The 18630-nt window shown below is 45.6% G+C and carries 17 protein-coding genes; all 17 read left to right on the top strand.

Going from position 1 to position 18630, the window contains the following annotated elements; all coding sequences use genetic code 11:
• The first annotated feature begins 252 nt into the window (after positions 1-252).
• The 17 genes from ACEN8J_RS12250 (at position 253) to ACEN8J_RS12170 (ending at position 18380) form a co-directional block, all read left to right on the top strand.
• Positions 253-1932, top strand: a complete 1680-nt coding sequence (locus ACEN8J_RS12250; RefSeq protein WP_013309942.1) for a ribonuclease J — start codon at positions 253-255, stop codon at positions 1930-1932.
• A gap of 229 nt (positions 1933-2161) precedes the next feature.
• Entirely contained in the window at positions 2162-3010 is an 849-nt protein-coding gene (locus tag ACEN8J_RS12245) for a ClpP family protease (RefSeq protein WP_029517034.1), read from the top strand.
• Positions 3007-3219 (top strand): YlzJ-like family protein, encoded by a 213-nt coding sequence (locus ACEN8J_RS12240; RefSeq protein WP_023988229.1) that lies wholly within the window; start codon positions 3007-3009, stop codon positions 3217-3219. The genes ACEN8J_RS12245 and ACEN8J_RS12240 overlap by 4 nt, the downstream gene beginning before the upstream one ends.
• Positions 3220-3322: 103 nt before the next feature.
• Entirely contained in the window at positions 3323-5995 is a 2673-nt protein-coding gene (locus ACEN8J_RS12235; RefSeq protein WP_449292717.1) for an FtsK/SpoIIIE family DNA translocase, read from the top strand.
• 226 nt (positions 5996-6221) lie between these two features.
• Positions 6222-7073, top strand: a complete 852-nt coding sequence (sleB, locus tag ACEN8J_RS12230; RefSeq protein ID WP_342425964.1) for a spore cortex-lytic enzyme — start codon at positions 6222-6224, stop codon at positions 7071-7073.
• A gap of 160 nt (positions 7074-7233) precedes the next feature.
• Positions 7234-8514 (top strand): EF-P 5-aminopentanol modification-associated protein YfmF, encoded by a 1281-nt coding sequence (gene yfmF, locus ACEN8J_RS12225; RefSeq protein WP_029517037.1) that lies wholly within the window; start codon positions 7234-7236, stop codon positions 8512-8514.
• A 2-nt stretch (positions 8515-8516) separates the two neighbouring features.
• On the top strand, positions 8517-9797 hold the full coding sequence (yfmH, locus tag ACEN8J_RS12220; protein WP_165147547.1) for an EF-P 5-aminopentanol modification-associated protein YfmH: 1281 nt from the start codon (positions 8517-8519) through the stop codon (positions 9795-9797).
• Positions 9798-9817: 20 nt separating this feature from the next.
• Complete coding sequence (gene ymfI, locus ACEN8J_RS12215; protein ID WP_029517039.1) at positions 9818-10585, top strand: elongation factor P 5-aminopentanone reductase; 768 nt, start codon at positions 9818-9820, stop codon at positions 10583-10585.
• A gap of 102 nt (positions 10586-10687) precedes the next feature.
• Complete coding sequence (locus ACEN8J_RS12210) at positions 10688-10942, top strand: DUF3243 domain-containing protein (RefSeq protein WP_013309950.1); 255 nt, start codon at positions 10688-10690, stop codon at positions 10940-10942.
• 227 nt (positions 10943-11169) lie between these two features.
• On the top strand, positions 11170-11943 hold the full coding sequence (locus ACEN8J_RS12205) for a DUF3388 domain-containing protein (protein ID WP_013370747.1): 774 nt from the start codon (positions 11170-11172) through the stop codon (positions 11941-11943).
• Between the two features lie 30 nt (positions 11944-11973).
• Complete coding sequence (locus ACEN8J_RS12200; RefSeq protein ID WP_495594533.1) at positions 11974-13086, top strand: helix-turn-helix domain-containing protein; 1113 nt, start codon at positions 11974-11976, stop codon at positions 13084-13086.
• A gap of 84 nt (positions 13087-13170) precedes the next feature.
• Positions 13171-13335, top strand: a complete 165-nt coding sequence (locus tag ACEN8J_RS12195; protein ID WP_023988236.1) for a hypothetical protein — start codon at positions 13171-13173, stop codon at positions 13333-13335.
• 144 nt (positions 13336-13479) lie between these two features.
• Positions 13480-13971: a YajQ family cyclic di-GMP-binding protein gene (locus ACEN8J_RS12190; RefSeq protein ID WP_013309953.1), complete on the top strand. Its 492-nt coding sequence runs from the start codon at positions 13480-13482 to the stop codon at positions 13969-13971.
• Between the two features lie 209 nt (positions 13972-14180).
• Positions 14181-14768, top strand: a complete 588-nt coding sequence (gene pgsA / locus ACEN8J_RS12185) for a CDP-diacylglycerol--glycerol-3-phosphate 3-phosphatidyltransferase (RefSeq protein WP_013309954.1) — start codon at positions 14181-14183, stop codon at positions 14766-14768.
• A 95-nt stretch (positions 14769-14863) separates the two neighbouring features.
• Positions 14864-16132 (top strand): competence/damage-inducible protein A, encoded by a 1269-nt coding sequence (locus ACEN8J_RS12180; RefSeq protein WP_029517041.1) that lies wholly within the window; start codon positions 14864-14866, stop codon positions 16130-16132.
• 241 nt (positions 16133-16373) lie between these two features.
• Positions 16374-17435, top strand: coding sequence for a recombinase RecA (gene recA, locus ACEN8J_RS12175; RefSeq protein WP_023988239.1), 1062 nt, complete (start codon positions 16374-16376; stop codon positions 17433-17435).
• Positions 17436-17630: 195 nt separating this feature from the next.
• Positions 17631-18380, top strand: a complete 750-nt coding sequence (locus ACEN8J_RS12170; protein ID WP_069011415.1) for a regulatory protein RecX — start codon at positions 17631-17633, stop codon at positions 18378-18380.
• Positions 18381-18630: the final 250 nt, after the last annotated feature.

Below are 18630 nucleotides of genomic sequence, written 5' to 3'. Positions count from 1 at the left end.
GGTCCTCCAGCATGAAGGACGTTCTTATAGGACGTCCTTTTTGCTGTGCTTTTAACCATGCATATAGATAAAATGACAGATACTAATGGTTTGAGACGGCAATGGGAAACCTAGCGTAACGAACAGGATGACTTGTTTTTTCGTATTTTAATCATGTATAATGGGGTCAAGTGACTGGGTGCGGTATTTTTTTGAAAATTAAATAACAAATCAAGGTACGACGTCCAACTACCATAGGAGGTTTAGATTCATTTGTCTAAAAAAACAAACAACGATAAATTGATGATTTTCGCTTTGGGCGGCGTCGGTGAAATCGGGAAAAATATGTATGTCGTTCAATACGGCAATGACATTGTCGTGGTGGATTCCGGTCTGAAATTCCCGGAAGAGGACATGCTGGGCATTGATATCGTTATTCCTGATATTTCCTACCTTACAGAGAACCGCGACAAAGTAAGAGGCATTGTGCTGACTCATGGTCACGAGGACCATATCGGCGGTTTGCCTTACGTGTTGAAACATTTGAATGTACCAGTATATGGTACCAAATTGACGCTGGGATTGGTGGAAAACAAGCTGAAGGAAGCGAATCTGCTTGGTGAAACCAAACGTATTTTGATCAATGCTGATTCCGAAATCAAGCTGGGTTCCACACTAAAAGCAACCTTCTTCAGAACCAACCATAGTATTCCGGATTCTGTAGGTGTATGTATTGATACTCCTGAAGGCGCTGTTGTTCATACAGGTGACTTCAAATTTGACCATACTCCGGTGAACGGACAATATGCAGATTTGCAGCGTATGGCTGAAATTGGCACACGTGGCGTACTGGCTCTTTTGTCAGACAGTACGAATGCCGAGAAACCGGGCTTTACACCTTCGGAAAAGAGCGTTGGTATTGTGCTGGAAGACATTTTCCGCAAGTCGAGACAGCGTGTGGTCGTAGCCACTTTTGCTTCTAACGTACATCGTATTCAGCAGGTAATTAATGCTGCTGAAGCAACGGGACGTAAAGTAACAGTTATTGGTCGAAGCATGGTTAATGTCGTAGGCATTGCTTCGGACTTGGGCTATTTGGAAATTCCGGATGGAATGCTGATTGAGCCTGAAGAAGTTGGCAAAATGTCAGCGGACCGTGTAGTTATTCTCTGCACAGGCAGTCAGGGCGAACCGATGTCCGCTTTGACAAGAATGGCTCGTTCCACACATCGAAAGGTTGACATTCTTCCAGGGGATTCAGTCATCATTGCAGCTACTCCGGTACCGGGTAATGAAAAATACGTTGGACGCACAATTGATGAACTGTTCCGTCTGGGTGCCAATGTATATTACAGCGCAGCTAATCCAGGTATTCACGTTTCTGGACACGGAAGCCAGGAAGAACTTAAGCTGATGCTGAATCTGATGAAACCAAAGTTCTTCTTGCCAATTCATGGTGAGTTCAGAATGCAACGTCGTCACGCCCTTCTTGCTGAAGGCGTAGGTATTGAGCCTGAAAATATTTTCATCACGGATATCGGTGAAGTCATTGAAATTCAGAATGGCGGAGCACGCAGAGCTGGTAAAGTTACAGCAGGTAACGTACTGATCGATGGACTAGGCGTAGGGGATGTAGGAAATATCGTATTGCGCGACCGTAAATTGCTGTCACAGGACGGTATTTTGGTGGTGGTTGTCACGCTGAGCAAGCAAGACGGAACGATTAAATCGGGTCCAGATATCATTTCCCGCGGTTTCGTTTATGTCCGTGAATCGGAAGGTTTGCTTGATGAAGCGAATCGTATTGTCTCAAGTACACTGCATAAGCTCATGAGTGAAAATGTAAATGAATGGGCTTCCCTCAAGACAAATGTCAAGGATGCACTGGGTCGCTTCTTGTATGAGCAAACTCGTCGCAGACCGATGATCCTGCCAATTATAATGGAAGTGTGATTCAATTGAAATTTGTTCAAAAACCTGAATTAAAAACTTAAGTCACAGGCACACAGTCGCCTCTCTTCCCGCAGGAAATATTGGACGGTTTCCGCGGAAGGAGAGGCTTTTTTGATTTTTCGGGGTAAGGAAAAGCATGGGGGTAGGTATAAAATATTCCATTTACATCCCATACTATAGGGTGACTACGGGTCATATAGATGCGTAAAGCGAAAGGAAGATCACCCATATGGAACAATACAGCAATCTATCATCTGGCAACGAGGAAACGGAAACGCCAGATCAACCAGAAATTGGGCAAAGACCCGCGTTACCTGCTATGGAGGCTTTGCAGCAACTGGGTCAAACCTCCATGCCTGGAGGCGAGTCCAATATTTTTTGCATGACGATTATCGGTCAGATTGAAGGGCATCTCATTTTACCGCCTCAAAACAAAACGACAAAATATGAGCACATTATTCCCCAACTGGTAGCGGCAGAACAAAATCCTCGTATCGAAGGATTAATGATTTTGCTGAATACAGTTGGTGGTGATGTAGAGGCAGGACTGGCTATTGCTGAAATGATCGCATCGATGAGTAAACCAACGGTGACCATTGTGATAGGCGGGGGGCATAGCATCGGTGTGCCGATTGCTGTGTCTTCCACTTATTCCTACATTGCGGAGAGTGCGACGATGACCATTCATCCTATTCGTATGAGCGGCCTGGTCATTGGAGTCCCACAGACTTTTGAATATATGGAAAAAATGCAGGAACGTGTCGTACGCTTTGTCGTTTCTCATTCTCGTATTACAGAAGAGCAGTTTAAGGAATTGATGTTTAAAACCGGTGAGTTAAACCGCGATATTGGTACAGCGGTTGGGGGAGCCGATGCAGTGAAGTATGGATTGATGGACGCGGTTGGAGGGATCGGAGAGGCTTTAAAACAGCTGAACACCATTATTGAAACGCGGCGTCAGCAAAACGGGAACGCTGGGATCCAACAGCAGGCTCCGTATGCTCCTTTTATTCCCAGTGCCACAGGAACTCCTACAGAGACACTGTCAGGGGAGCATAGCGGGGAGCTATCTCAATGACATTATATACTGTAATGCCAATGGAAATGGTGTGGCAAGGGATGTGGAAAGAGGCTGAGGAGCTTGCAGAGGTTCGAGTAGACGGTCTACTTATGCAGGTACAGCCGCTTGAAAGTCGTCGGGGGATCATTGTACGGTTGTTGGACTGCCCGCTGGAAGCCTACCTGAATCCGCGTTATGGACCCGGTCAAGTCATCGAATGGTCGTAAAAGGTGTCGAATAGTATAGAAATCGGTCATTTACTGCTGAAAAAGAACATATGTGCGGATACCGGGTGACGTGGTATAATATTCTTCTGGGGGGTGACCTTGTATGTCCAGAAGAAGAAAAAGAAAAAAGAAAGCCGCATTTGGCGGAGTTCTAAAATTTGAAATTTACGGCATTGTGCTGATTACATTAGCGGTCATTGCGTTATCGGGTGAAGCGGCAGTTGGTCGGTCGCTATCCAAGATGTTTGGGCTCGTATTGGGGAAATTCTATTTTGTTATCCCTCTGATTGGCATTTATTATGGTCTGATGGTGATGATTCACCGCAAGTGGCCGAACCAGTGGAACTCGCGTAAAACGGGTTTGCTCCTGTTGGTATTTGCCTTTACACTTATGAGTTCTATTTCATCTATGGAGCAGCGTTTGGGGCCGATCAACGCGCTTCAGCCGGGCGGAGTGATGACCCAGATACATATAGATATGCGCGAGCAGTTGCTGTCGCCTGATCAGCAGGGCCATTCCTCAATGCTGAACAAGGATATCAGCGGGGGTTACGTAGGCGCGTTGCAGCTTACTGTTCTGTTGTGGCTGTTTGGTCTCACGGGAGCTAAACTGATCATGATTGTTATGTTCGTCATTTGTTTCATGCTGATGACTCAACTGTCCTATGTGGATTTGGTGCGGATTGTAAAGACCAAGCTGCTAGCAGCTGGGGGAAGTGTGCGCAAAAAGTGGACTGGTAAAGCTACTCCGCTTTCGGCATCTAGCAAAGGTAATGGAAATAGAAAGATCAAGTCTGAGCCGATTCCTGCCTATGAGGAAGACATGGATGATGACTTTGACGAAATGCAGCCTCCTGCACGCAAACAACCGATTTTCTTTCAGTTGTTTGGTCTTAAGAATTCAGATAAAGCGGACAAGGAAGAGCATTCCGTCGATGAGGATGAGCATGATTTTCCATATGAAGCTGAGGACGCGCAGGCCCAGTGGAGAAATGGCAACCAGAGTGAAGAGCTGTCTGACGTAGTCGAACACGCTGAGCAGGAAGCTGCAATTCCGGTAAAAAGGTCGCCGATTATTAGGGATTTCTTCGAACAAGTAAAGCATGAGGAAAGAAGAACGGAAGCTGAATTTGGAGAGTCCCTGACAGGGGCAGAGCAGACGACTTCCATTATTGACGAACCCCTGGATGATGACTTTATGGGTGCCAATGCGAATAAGGATATGGATGATTCGACTACGATTCAGGGGACATTAGAAGGTGCTCAGGGACAAGCTCAGACGATTGCAACTGGGGTGGCAGGCGAAGAGGTTGAAGGTACCCATACAGCTATCCCGGCTCCGCCGCCGCCTAAACCGTACAAGCTACCATCGTTTCGTTTGCTTGCTAAACCACAAAATGCAGGCAAAGGTATGGGACAAAAGGATTATATGCAAACGGCACGCAAACTGGAAGCAACGCTGGAAAGCTTCGGTGTGCGGGCGAAGGTGCTGGAGGTTGTCCGTGGCCCTGCCGTAACACGTTATGAAATTCAGCCGGACATTGGAGTGAAGGTCAGCCGTATTGTGAGTCTGACGGATGACATTGCGCTTGCACTTGCTGCCAAAGATATCCGTATGGAGGCTCCGATTCCTGGCAAATCTGCTATCGGAATTGAGGTTCCGAATAATGAAGTTTCCATTGTAACGATGCGTGAGGTAATGGAGACAACCGTTTTCCAGGAGTCAGCTTCCAGCTTGTCTATTGCATTCGGACGTGATATTGCAGGACAGACGATTGTCGGTAATTTGGCCAAGATGCCCCATCTTCTTGTAGCTGGGGCAACAGGTTCGGGTAAATCAGTGTGTATCAATGGGATCATCACGAGTATTTTGTACAAAGCAAAGCCGGATGAGGTCAAATTTTTGATGGTCGATCCTAAAATGGTGGAGTTGAACGTGTACAACGGAATCCCGCATTTGTTGGCTCCGGTCGTGACTGATCCAAAGCGTGCCTCACTTGCATTGAAGAAAATTGTAGTCGAAATGGAAAAAAGGTATGAGTTATTTTCCAAATCAGGAACCCGTAATATTGAGGGATACAATAATTTGATGAAAGATAACCCGGATGCATTTCTGCCTTACATCGTCGTTATTGTGGACGAGTTGGCAGATTTAATGATGGTAGCTGCGGGAGATGTGGAGGATGCGATTGCACGACTTGCCCAAATGGCGCGCGCAGCAGGCATCCACCTTATCATTGCAACGCAAAGACCTTCGGTTGATGTAATTACCGGGGTAATTAAAGCTAATATTCCTTCACGTATTGCCTTCGGCGTTTCCTCGCAGGTAGATTCCCGTACCATATTGGATATGGGTGGAGCCGAGAAGCTGCTCGGACGTGGTGATATGCTTTTCATGCCAATGGGTGCTTCTAAACCAGTCCGCGTTCAGGGAGCGTTCATGAGCGATCAAGAAGTCGAAAATATTGTTAACTACGTACGTGAACAGGGTGAAGCGCAGTATGATGAGACGCTAGTGCCGGAGGTGGAAGAGGTATCGGCTGATGCAGATGAAATGCTGGATGAGCTGTACGATCAGGCTGTCAACATCATTTTAGAGGCTAAACAAGCTTCCGTTTCGCTCCTTCAGCGCCGTATGCGGATCGGTTATACACGTGCTGCTCGACTGATTGACTCCATGGAAGCTCGCGGAGTCATCGGCCCTTACGAGGGCAGCAAGCCCCGTGAGGTTCTTATCTCAATGGAGCAATATCAGCAAAATAAAGTTAGTTCCTAAGCATTATCTCTACCCAGCACTACATTAAAACGCTGTTCGTTCGCAAGGTAGTTGTTCTAAAATGACAACTCCAAGTGTACAAACAGCGTTTTTTTGTGATGTTTTTTTGAGGTGTGGCGACTACCTGCTGAAAGAAGATTAAAAGGGTGAATAGCTTTAAGCGGAGCTTGTCATAATAAACGTAGCCATCCTGTTAATCCCACAAAAGAAAGGTAGAGCGCAGCATATGAAAAAGACAATGGTCTGGATTTGCACGGGTATCCTCGCAGCCTCGGCTATTACGTACACAGGACTTTTTAAAAATGACTCTGCACAGCAGCAAACAGAGTCGCTCAACACACAGCAGAAAGTACAAGCGGCGCAACCATCCGAGCCGACATTCAGCTCGGGAGCGGTTGATTTTGGATCTTACGGTCAGGATGTATATGAGTTGCAATCACGTTTGAAGTTGCTGGGCTTTTTTGGCGGGAAAGTGGACAGCCATTTTGGCAGCAGTACACTAAAAGCTGTTAAAGGTTTTCAAAAGGAATTTGGTATCCGTCCCGATGGAGTGGTCGGAGCAAAGACGAAATTAAAGCTGGTGAATGCTACCCCTAACTGGAAGCCAACGGAGACTCCTATGCATCGTAACAATCAAGGTTCCGCTCAGGGACACACAGCGGACAATAATGATAAAGCGGATCAAAAAGATGAAACGATGGGATCGGCCAACACCATGGGACTATCTGCAAACGATCTTAAGATTTTGGCTAATGCGGTCTACGGTGAATCCCGTGGCGAGCCCTTTGAAGGGCAGGTTGCCGTGGCAGCGGTTATTTTGAACAGGGTTAAGTCACCTAGTTTTCCAAATACACCATCTGGGGTGGTTTTCCAGCCGGGGGCCTTTACAGCTGTAGCAGACGGACAAATCTGGCTTACGCCGAATGAAACTGCACAGAAGGCAGTACGACAGGCGCTGAACGGCTGGGACCCAAGCGGAGGATGTCTCTATTATTTTAACCCAAAAACAGCCACCTCCAAATGGATTTGGACCCGTCCGCAGGTGAAAACCATCGGGGAACATATTTTTTGCATGTAAAACGCCGAAGCAGCCGGGAGCTTGTCTCCGGTTGCTTCTTGGCTTTTGCATGGTTAGAATAAAGATTGGTACACTTTACCTCTTTACAGGAGGACGATTTACAGCAGCTAATGCTAATCAAAGGCTAGACGCCAATTGACGTCACAAAGGAGTTTTGGACTTGAACAAAACAGGTTTCGAGCGTGGCACACGCAGACAACTGAGGATTCATGTACTGCCAACCAAGCGCTTTAAGACGTTTGCTATATCATTGTATGTAGGCACTCCGCTACGGGAGGAAACCGTAACTCGAGTGGGGCTGGTACCTTTCGTTCTGCGCCGGGGTACAGAATCGTATCCGCAGACTACACAATTCAGAGAACAGTTAGAGCAATTGTATGGCGCAGGTTTCGGATTCGATGTGTATAAACGTGGAGATTATCAGATCGTGCAATTTCGCATGGATACGATTAATGACAGCTTTGTAAACAGTCCGGATAGTTTGCTGGATCGTTCGTTTGCTTTCCTTGGAGAAGTGCTGACGAAGCCTGCATTGGAAAATGATGCATTTCAAACTGGATACGTTCAGCAGGAACGAGAAAATGTGCGCAAGAAGCTGGAATCTATAGTTAACGATAAAATACGTTATGCTGGTGAGCGCTGCATGGAGGAAATGTGCAAAGATGAGCCTTATCGTCTGCACCCTCTTGGTCAACGATCTGATCTGGACAGTATAGATGCACAGAGCTTGTATGAGGCTTATGGAGAATGGCTGAATCATGCCAGCATGGATTTATACGTTGTGGGAGATACGACGCTAGAAGAAGTTGAGAAGTTTGTTGATCGCTATTTTCAATTGAACCGTTCAGCGGAAGCAGGGTATGTTCCGGAACAGCCCAAGTCGGTAGAGCGTGATGTTCAAACTGTTGTAGAGCGTCTTGATGTGAACCAGGGCAAGCTCAACATGGGATTGCGGACCCCTATTACGTATGGTGACGATCGCTATGCATCCGCTCTGATGTACAATGGCATTCTGGGCGGGTATCCGCATTCAAAGCTGTTCGTTAATGTAAGGGAAAAGGAAAGTTTGGCGTATTACGCTTCATCGCGATATGACGGGCATAAAGGGATTGGTACGATTCAATCTGGTATTGAAATTCCTAATTATGAAAAAGCGGTTACTATTATCCGCAAGCAACTGGAAGATACGCAAAACGGAGCGATTACTGAGCTGGAAATGACCCAAACGCAGGCGATGATTCGCAACTTGCTGAAGGAGATGCAGGATTCCGCTTTTGAGATGATCGCCTATGATTTTAACAGACAGCTTTCCGGTAAAGAGCGGACGGTAGATGAGCTGCTGAGTCAGGTGGAGGCAGTCAAGGTGCAGGATGTTCAGGATGCCGCCCGGACGTTCCGACTGGACACTATTTATTTCTTGAGAGACCAGAAAGGGGAATAACGGTGGAGCATATACCTTATGAGCATTTGCAGGAAACGCTGTACTATGAAGTAATGGATAACGGCTTACACGTTTATGTGTTGCCCAAACCGGGTTTTCAGAAGACGTACGCCACATTTGCGACTAAATACGGCTCGGTTGATAATCATTTCCGCGTAGAAGGTCAACAGCCCGTAAAGGTGCCGGATGGCATAGCCCATTTTTTGGAGCATAAAATGTTTGAAGAGCCTGAAGGAGATATTTTTGCTACCTTTTCCTCTAATGGTGCATCGGCGAACGCATTTACGAGCTTTGATCAAACCGTATATCTGTTTTCGGCAACTGAGCGTATTCAAGAAAATTTGACCACGCTGGTCAATTTTGTTCAACATCCTTACTTTACAGATGAAAATGTAGAGAAGGAAAAAGGCATTATTGGCCAGGAAATCAATATGTATGAAGATAACCCCGATTGGCGGAGTTACTTTGGTCTGATCGAGGCGTTGTACAAGGTCCATCCGGTGCATATTGATATCGCAGGTACGATTCAATCCATCAGTACGATTACAAAGGAAACGCTGTACAGTTGCTATGAAGCTTTCTACCACCCAAGCAATATGATTCTTTTTGTAGTGGGAGGAGTGGATCCAGCTGAAGTAATAGAGCTGGTACGTAACAATCAGGCCAAAAAGGACTATAAGCCGCAGGGAGAGATTGAGCGGATTTTCGACGATGAACCCACTACAGTTGCAGAACCACGTCGTGAGGTGAAGCTGGCCGTTTCTCTGCCAAAGCTACTGTTTGGATTCAAGGAGGCAGAAGTAGGTTTAACGGGTGAAGAATTGCTTCGTCATGATCTGGAAACCAAGCTGATGCTTGATCTCCTATTTGGTTCCAGTACACAACTGTATCAAAAGCTCTACGATGAGGATCTGATTTCGGACAGTTTTGGCCATGAGTACAATAGTACGCAGCAATATGCATTTTCCGCAATCGGTGGAGATACCAAAGACCCGGATCGGCTGTTGGCGAGAATACGTGAAGAGGTGGAGTCCATCCAGAAGCAGGGCTTCGCAGCAGAACATTTTGAACGGGCACGCAAAAAGAAAATCGGTGGTTATCTGCGTACACTCAATTCACCAGAAAATATTGCGCATGAATTTACAAGACATCGCTTCCGGGGCAGTGATTTTTTCCAACTGCTTCCGGTTTATGAAAGTATTACGCTTGAGGATGTAAATCGCCGTCTGAAAGATCATATCCAGTGGGATCAACTCGCAATATCACTAGTGGTGAGTCCGTAATGTCCAGGGAGAGGGAAACGATGACCACTGAGGGCGGAGAATTAAAAGCGATTGGCGATACAACTGTGCTGATTACAGGAGCGAGTGGCGGAATTGGTGCGGCTATTGCTGAGCGTTTTGCAGCTGTAGGGATGAATGTGGTCATTCACTACATGAAGTCCCATGAAAAAGCAAATGAAGTTGCCCGTCGTTGCATGGCTTATTCGGGCAAGGTTATGACCGTGTCAGCGGATCTGCGGAGCAAGGAGCAGATCGAACGCATGCGGGAAAAGCTGGATAATCACGGGATGAAGCCGGATATTCTTGTGAACAACGCCGGATTATCTCATTATGGGCTGTTGACAGATGTTTCGGAAGAGGAATGGGACGAAGTGATGGCAGTCAATGTTAAGGGAACCTTTCTGTGTACGCAGGTTTTTATGCCACATATGATTTCCCAACGCTATGGCCGCATTGTGAATGTTTCCTCCGTGTGGGGGATATGTGGCGCTTCGTGCGAGGTGTTGTATTCCACCACGAAGGGAGGCATTAACGCTTTCACTAAAGCGCTGGCTCAAGAAGTAGCACCTTCCGGGGTGACAGTGAATGCAGTAGCTCCAGGTGCAGTGAATACGTCGATGCTGGATCATTTAGATGAAGGCGAAATTACCAGTTTGGAAGAAGAAATTCCTGCCGGACGATTGGCTCGACCTGATGAGATATCATCCCTGGTTTATTTTCTTGCGCTTCCTGAGTCAGGTTATATTAATGGCCAGGTCATAAGTCCTAACGGAGGATGGGTGACTTAAGGGAAATAGCGCTTGGAGGAATCCACCAGTATAGTAAGCGTCTGAGAAGAGCATATTACAACTGTTGATTTTAAATCTGAATCATCTAAGGAGGATTTAAGTATGTCAACAGTTGTTCAGAATTTTGATGTTTGGAAAAAGTTCCTCGGTCAGCGTGTAGAGCAAGCGGAGAAGCTGGGAATCAGCCAAGATACCATTTCAGAGCTTGCTTATGAAATCGGTGATTTTCTGGATGAGAAGGTCGATCCAGCCAACCACTCCAACCGCGCATTGAAAGAACTGTGGGGAGTTGCCGATGAGGACGAGCGTCACACCATCGCCCGGCTAATGGTTAAATTGGCCAAGAGCAACGCATAAGTAAGAACCAACATGAAAAGCTCCCTTTTGGGGGCTTTTCTGTAATGGTTACAGAGCTGTTCTTGTAATTCCATTGTAATTTATATATCATAAACGTGATTGAGGCTTACAACACAATGCAGCCTATCAAATTTCAATAATTGGTTTTGTCGAAAGATGTTATTTTATGATACAATAATGCTTTGATTTGGAGTTGTTGACGGTTTGAATGTGAATGAGGTGCTAACGTGACGGAAGAAACGAAACAGTGGTACATGGAGTACAAGATACATAAAAATCGACCCGGACTGCTGGGAGACATTGCTTCCATGCTTGGTATTCTGGGGGTTAATATACTGACGATCAACGGTGTTGAAGGTGAAAGACGGGGGATGTTGCTTGAAACAGACGATGATGAGAAGATACGTATTCTCGGAGACACGTTAAAAAAAGCGAGCAACATTACAGTCACGGCCTTACGTGCTCCGAGACTGGTTGATATATTGGCAGTAAGACATGGCCGTTACATCGATCGGGATTCGGATGATCGTAAAACATTTCGCTTTACACGCGATGAGCTTGGGTTGCTGGTCGATTTTTTGGGTGAAGTATTAAAGAGGGACGGCAATCAGGTAATCGGTCTTCGCGGGATGCCACGTGTGGGCAAAACGGAATCCATTATTGCCAGTAGTGTATGCGCAATGAAGCGTTGGACTTTTGTATCTTCGACGCTACTACGACAGACGGTACGCAGTCAGCTCTCTGAAGAAGAAATGAACCCAAACAATGTGTTTATTATTGATGGTATTGTGAGTACAATTCGGTCAAATGAAAGACATTATCACCTGCTTCAGGAAATTATGAGCATGCCAAGTACTAAAGTGATTGAGCATCCTGATGTATTTGTACGTGAGTCGGGATACAGCTTTGACGATTTCAATATCATTATTGAACTTCGCAATAATCCGGCTGAGGAAATTATTTATGATACCTTTACAGCCAGTTATACAGAAGATCTTTAAATAAGCGTAATTACACAAGGAGATGATGACATGTCAGAACTGGGTCAGCAATTAAAGGAGGCCCGGCTGCAAAAAGGATTGAGCCTTGACGATGTTCAGGAAATGACGAAGATACGCAAACGTTATCTGGAAGCCATTGAGACGGGCGATTACAAAGTGCTGCCGGGAAGCTTTTATGTCAGAGCTTTTATTAAAACATACGCTGAAACGGTCGGGTTGAATCCTGATGAGATTCTGGAAGGGCATCAAAGCAATGTGCCTGAACCTGAACCGGAAGCAGTCATGGAGCCTGTTACACAGAAACGCTCCAGCCGTCCCGCCACGATTGGTAATCTTAAATGGTTGCCTACAGCGTTAATGTGGCTTTTTCTAGTTCTCATTGTTGGGGTTATTTATGCTTATTGGGTGAGCAACAACCATTCAACTCCAAAAACAGCAGAAAACACAACACCGATTACTACACCAAGTACAACACCAAGTACAACACCAAGTACAACACCAAGTACAACACCGAGTACAACACCAAACACGTCTACTCCTGATACCACTACGACACAGCCGAACAATGGTCAAACGACGGCTCCAAATGGTGCTGGTGGGCAGACTCCTGGTGCGGGGCAAACCGGGCAAACTCAGCCAAATGGTACGGGGAATACGGATGCTACTACTCCAAATACTGGACAACAGCCGGATACGACTACTCCACAACAAGGTGTAACTGTGGCACAGGACGGCAAGCAAGGCAAGACGACGATTTTTAAAGTTTCCAGTGCAACGGGAGCCACAGCCAAGGTTGATATTAAAGCTACGGGTGAAAGCTGGCTTGAAGTGTACAAGGGAGAAAATTCCCGTGGAGAAAAGCTGAGTTATGGTATGACTAAAAGTGGAGATGCCATGTCTTTCGATATTGGTCCAGAAGGTTTATATATCAAATCAGGGCGGTCTTCTGCCACAGATATTTCCGTAGCAGGTCAACCGATAACAGATAATAAATCGACTACTCGTGTACTGTTACAGCAAGGAGAAGCCTCTTCGACCGGAACGAGTGCAGGGGTGACGGGTTTACCTGCAGATTCTACGACAGGTAGCAGTACGGATTCAGCACAAAGTGGTACAGATTCTACAACTACTAATGGTGAATAAACGCCTTGGTGCGAGGAAATACTAATGACTGTAATTCCTGGAAAGGCAGTCATTTCATTTTCCGCAAAGTGAGGTGTATACGTTATGACCGTCAGCTGGATTGTGACTGGGCTCGGTATAATTGTCAGTTTACTGGGCTATTATCTGACACCGAATGCATGGGGCTATGGCATACTGGGCTTTGGTCTTGCTCACATTGTGCTTGGACTTTTGGATATGTTCCGAACTCCAACACGAAGCCATAATTAGATATTTTGACCGTAAATGAAATAAAGGCGTTTTTGTCAGGAAAACTGGCAAGAACGCCTTTTTAGTCAACCGATTATTGGATTTTTGTAAATGACTAGCCTATAATTAGATATTGAACTTTGTTGTGGAAAGGAAAGTGAAACGATGGCTTCAGAAAATTCATTTGATATCGTCTCCAAAATGGATATGCAGGAGTTAACAAATGCGGTTCATCAGACGGAGCGTGAAATTGAAACACGATTTGATTTCAAGGATAGCAAAAGTAGCCTCAAGCTTGAGAAAGAAGCTCTTACGATTGCATCGGAAGACGAATACAAGCTGAATGCGGTGATTGATATTTTGCAGTCTAAAATGGCTAAACGAGGTCTGTCCCTCAAAAATGTGGAGTATGGCAAATTGGAACCCGCTTCTCTAGGTTCAGTGCGTCAGCGTCTTTCGCTGAAGCAGGGAATTGATCAGGATAATGCCAAGAAAATTAACATTCTTATTCGGGACTCCAAGCTAAAAGTTAAAAGTCAGATTCAAGGTGATCAAATCCGGGTGACCGGGAAAAACAGGGATGATTTACAGGCGATCATTCAATTGCTACGTAAAGCTGATTTGCCATTGGAGCTTCAATTTACAAACATGAAATAAAGACGTTTTCCCTCATATATTTTGCAGGAAAAACGTTGCTTGATGTGCGGCAGGTTATTTTGACATGCGTTTTGCGCCATATTATACTTGTAACGAAAATGCAGACAATTCAGGTGTATAGCGCTCGCCGAAAGCGATTTACATAGGGTTGAATTTAATCCGAAAACTGCCATTTGTAATCAAGTACGATAATCAGGGGAGAGTGTGTTGTGAATTTACCCAACAGAATTACAATAACGCGGATTTGCCTTATCCCGGTGATGATGCTGGCCTTGCTGGTGGACTTTGATTTTTATCCGCCACCGATTGAGATCGGAGCTTTCAAGCTGCCGTATAATCAGCTGATTGCGGCTATCATTTTCCTTGTAGCAGCCAGCACGGACGGTCTTGACGGGTATTTGGCACGTAAAAATAATATGGTCACCAATTTGGGCAAGCTGTTGGACCCCCTTGCTGATAAGCTTTTGGTAACCGCCATTTTGGTTTCCTTGGTAGAAATGGGGAAAATTGATTCGTGGATTGTTGTTGTGATTGTTAGCCGTGAGTTTGCGGTTACGGGGCTGCGTCAGATTGCCTTGCTGGATGGGTCTGTGGTTGCTGCAAGCAATTGGGGCAAATTAAAGACGATCATTCAGATTGTTGCTATCGTAGCGCTGCTCATTAATAATTTCCCGTTTGTTTTTCTTGGTATACCGTTTGATTTAATAGCGATATGGGCAGCGGTGTTGATCACCATTTATTCGGGTATTGATTATTTCGTGAAAAATATCCATTTGCTGAGCTCCTCCAAGGTTTAACAGTATAAATTTTATGGAAACAGCAATAGGGACTAAACTTATTGCTGTTTCTTTATATAATTCCCATCATATTCGCAGTACAGGAGGAAGAATTGATGAAAGCTGAAATAATTGCGGTAGGAACAGAGTTATTGCTCGGACAAATAGTGAATACAAATGCTCAATATTTGTCACAAGAGTTGGCTACAATTGGAATCGATGTATATTTTCAGACTGTGGTTGGCGATAACATAGATCGGCTTCAGGAAGCCATAAGAATTGCTCAGAAGCGTGCGGATATTATTTTATTTTCTGGCGGTCTGGGACCGACCCAGGATGATTTGACGAAAGATGCGATAGCGTCTGTATTGGGGCGAAAATTGCACATAGATCGTCTTGCAATGGACAAGCTAGATCAATTTTTTCGTAACCGTGGGGTAGAAATGACCGAAAATAACCGCCGGCAGGCGCTTTCTATTGAAGGTGCTACTCCGCTTGAAAATGAGACAGGGCTAGCTGTGGGCGACGCAATTGCACAGGATGGTAAATTTTATGTAGTTTTGCCTGGACCTCCTAAGGAACTCAAACCGATGTTTGCAAACCAGGCCAAACCTTGGTTGCTTCAGCAGGCATTGAGCGGTGAGGAAATGCCAATTTATTCAAAAATGCTAAAATTTGCAGGGATTGGTGAGTCAGCTCTTGAAACCCGTTTGTTAGATCTGATCCAATCCCAGACAGACCCCACGATTGCTCCTTATGCCAAGGAAGGGGAAGTCACGATCCGTATATCCACCAAGGCGGCCAGCGAAAGTGAAGCATTGATTAAGCTGACGGCTACGGAAGTAGAAATTCAGCAGCGTCTTTCGGAATTTATGTATGCAAGCGAAGATGTTACGCTGGAGAAGGTTATCGTAGATCTAATGGCCAATCGCGGACTCACTGTGAGTGCGGCAGAAAGCTGTACAGGTGGACTGCTGATGGAACACCTCACTTCTATACCTGGCAGTGCTACTATGTTTCAAGGTGGCATCGTGTGCTATTCCAATGAAATGAAGATGAAATTACTCAACGTGCCTTGTGATTATTTAGAGGGGGATCAAGCGCCAGGTGCAGTGAGTAAGGAAGTGGCCCTTGTGCTTGCAGAGCAGGCGAGAATGATCATGGACAGCGATTTTGGACTTTCAGTTACTGGTGTAGCCGGACCTGGGTATTCCGAACGTAAGCCAGTCGGTCTAGTGTATATTGGCATTGCTGAACGCGACAAGGAAACGGAAGTACATGAACTGAGACTGAGTGGTAACCGCGAAACAATCCGACTGCGATCAGTCAAAGCGATTCTGTACAGATTGTGGCGCAGGCTGGTAGAGAACGAGAAACTCTCTTAATCATCTATGTACAGTGTGGGTCGTAGAGTTGTTTTAGATAGATATTCATGATATAATCACCTTATCGGAAGAACCGTTGCAAAGCCTTTTGCCAGCGGTTCTTTTTTTGTTTTAAGAGACAGGTGTAATTACAGAAGAGAGCTGTGTGAATAAAAAAACGAATGTATGTTCGAAAAAATGCTTGGCAAGCGTGTCAAAACAAGGTATTATTAAAGTACAAACAATGAAGGATGTGAGTTTATTGTCAGATCGTCGTGCTGCGCTGGATATGGCGCTCCGTCAAATAGAAAAGCAATTTGGTAAAGGTTCCATTATGAAGTTGGGTGAGTCTACCCACATGCAAGTGGAAACGATCCCCAGTGGTTCGATTGCTTTGGATATTGCGTTAGGAACGGGCGGCTTTCCAAGAGGCCGGGTTATTGAAATATACGGACCGGAATCATCCGGTAAAACGACAGTAGCTCTTCACGCTATCGCAGAGGTGCAAAAAACAGGCGGACAAGCCGCCTTTATCGACGCCGAGCATGCGCTTGATCCGTCGTATGCAAGCAAGCTGGGTGTCAATATTGATGAGTTGTTACTATCGCAACCAGATACAGGAGAGCAGGCGCTTGAGATTGCCGAAGCCCTTGTACGTAGTGGAGCAGTAGACATTGTAGTTGTTGACTCCGTAGCGGCACTTGTGCCGAAGGCAGAGATTGAAGGCGAAATGGGAGATTCCCATGTCGGTCTTCAAGCACGTCTGATGTCGCAGGCATTGCGTAAGCTGTCTGGAGCCATTAACAAATCGAAAACTATTGCTATTTTTATTAACCAGCTACGTGAAAAAGTAGGTGTTATGTTCGGTAACCCTGAAACAACACCAGGTGGACGTGCCTTGAAGTTTTACTCTACGGTACGTTTGGATGTTCGTCGTATTGAAAGTTTGAAAATGGGTAACGACATTGTGGGTAACCGCACACGTATTAAAGTCGTGAAGAATAAAGTTGCCCCTCCATTCCGTCAGGCTGAAGTGGACATTATGTACGGTGAGGGCATTTCCAAAGAAGGTAGCTTGATCGATATCGGTACGGAGCATGACATTGTCGACAAGAGTGGAGCTTGGTATTCCTACGAAGGTGAGCGCCTTGGTCAGGGACGTGAGAATGCGAAGCAATTTTTGAAGGAAAATCCGAACATTGCTAGTACGATCGAGCAAAAAATTCGGGTGGCAAGCAATTTGATTACGACGGTTGCTCCGCCTACAGAAGAAGAGTTGGCACAGCAAGCCAAGGAAGAACAGGAATTGTTGGAGCTTGAATAAAGCTTGGTGAATCCTGATTTGTGAACTGGAGCCAGGGTTATGGCACAATCCGGTTGAATAGCATGATTCTGATGCCCTGCACAGTTGTGCAGGGCATTTTTGCATCAATTAAAGCTGCTTTGTCAGCGGAATCTAACTTTTGCGTAGCAGTTGTCCAAAGACTGCTTTCGTGAATTTCAAAGTGAGGGAAACATATTGCAGTTGGACGATGAAGATGAATATTCTGCGGAAGCAAATAAGCAACAAGAGATTTCTCTTTTTCCGGATCATGAGGAATTGATGATTACTAGGGTAGAGCAGGGACAGGGACGCAAACGTGGACGCTATATCATTCATTTTGGCCCGTATTCATTGTCTGTATTAGAAGATGTAATGATCAAGTACAATATGTTCAAAGGAACGTCATTCGTCAAAAAAGAACTGGAAGATATTGTTCTGGCAGATGAAAAGCAACAGGCCTATGTACTCGCGCTTCGATATTTGGGGCGAAAGCCTCGCACACGTCAGGAAATTGCCCAGCGTTTGGTGCAAAAAGAACTGGATCAGTCTGTTATTGACGAAGTAATGGTCCGACTGGAAAGGGAGCAACTCGTGGATGATGATTTGTACGCCCGCCAATGGGCAAGGCAGCGTATAACTAGCCAACGTAAGGGGAAGATGTGGGTTAGGCAAGAACTCCGTCAGAAAGGCATCTCTAAAGCCTCTATTGGGGAAGCGTTAGGTGAAATCACCGATAATGAGGAGTGGGAGAGTGCTTTGACGATCGGACGTAAGAAATGGAATCAGGTACGTGGTGATATAATGGAGAAAAAAAGGAAAACCTACCCTTTTCTCATGAGACGCGGATATTCGGGGGATATGACACGCCGAGTGGTCAATCATCTCACTGCGGCCGAGCATGACGCTGCTTCAGATGACGAGGAATTGTTGCAGTGGGAGGAATAATTGCCAAACGGCTGCTGAACCTTGGGCTAGTATGAACGGATAGGATGAGCTAGTTATTACATGGAAAGCTGCATGGTACTCTACTAATGTTTGCATTCCCTTGACAATGCCATTTGTCAAATAATAAAATATATATGAAACGATACTTGTGGAACGCCCTTTTTCCTTCCAAAAAAGCGGAATCCACCGGTGAGTTCTCATCGCCAAATAACAAGTGATGCCGCTATGCCAGGCGGAATTGTACATGTGA

The sequence above is a fragment of the Paenibacillus sp. Paensp38 genome (assembly GCF_059491915.1).
Note: the sequence above shows the minus strand (reverse complement) of the source record. Positions and strands in the feature narration are given on the sequence as shown.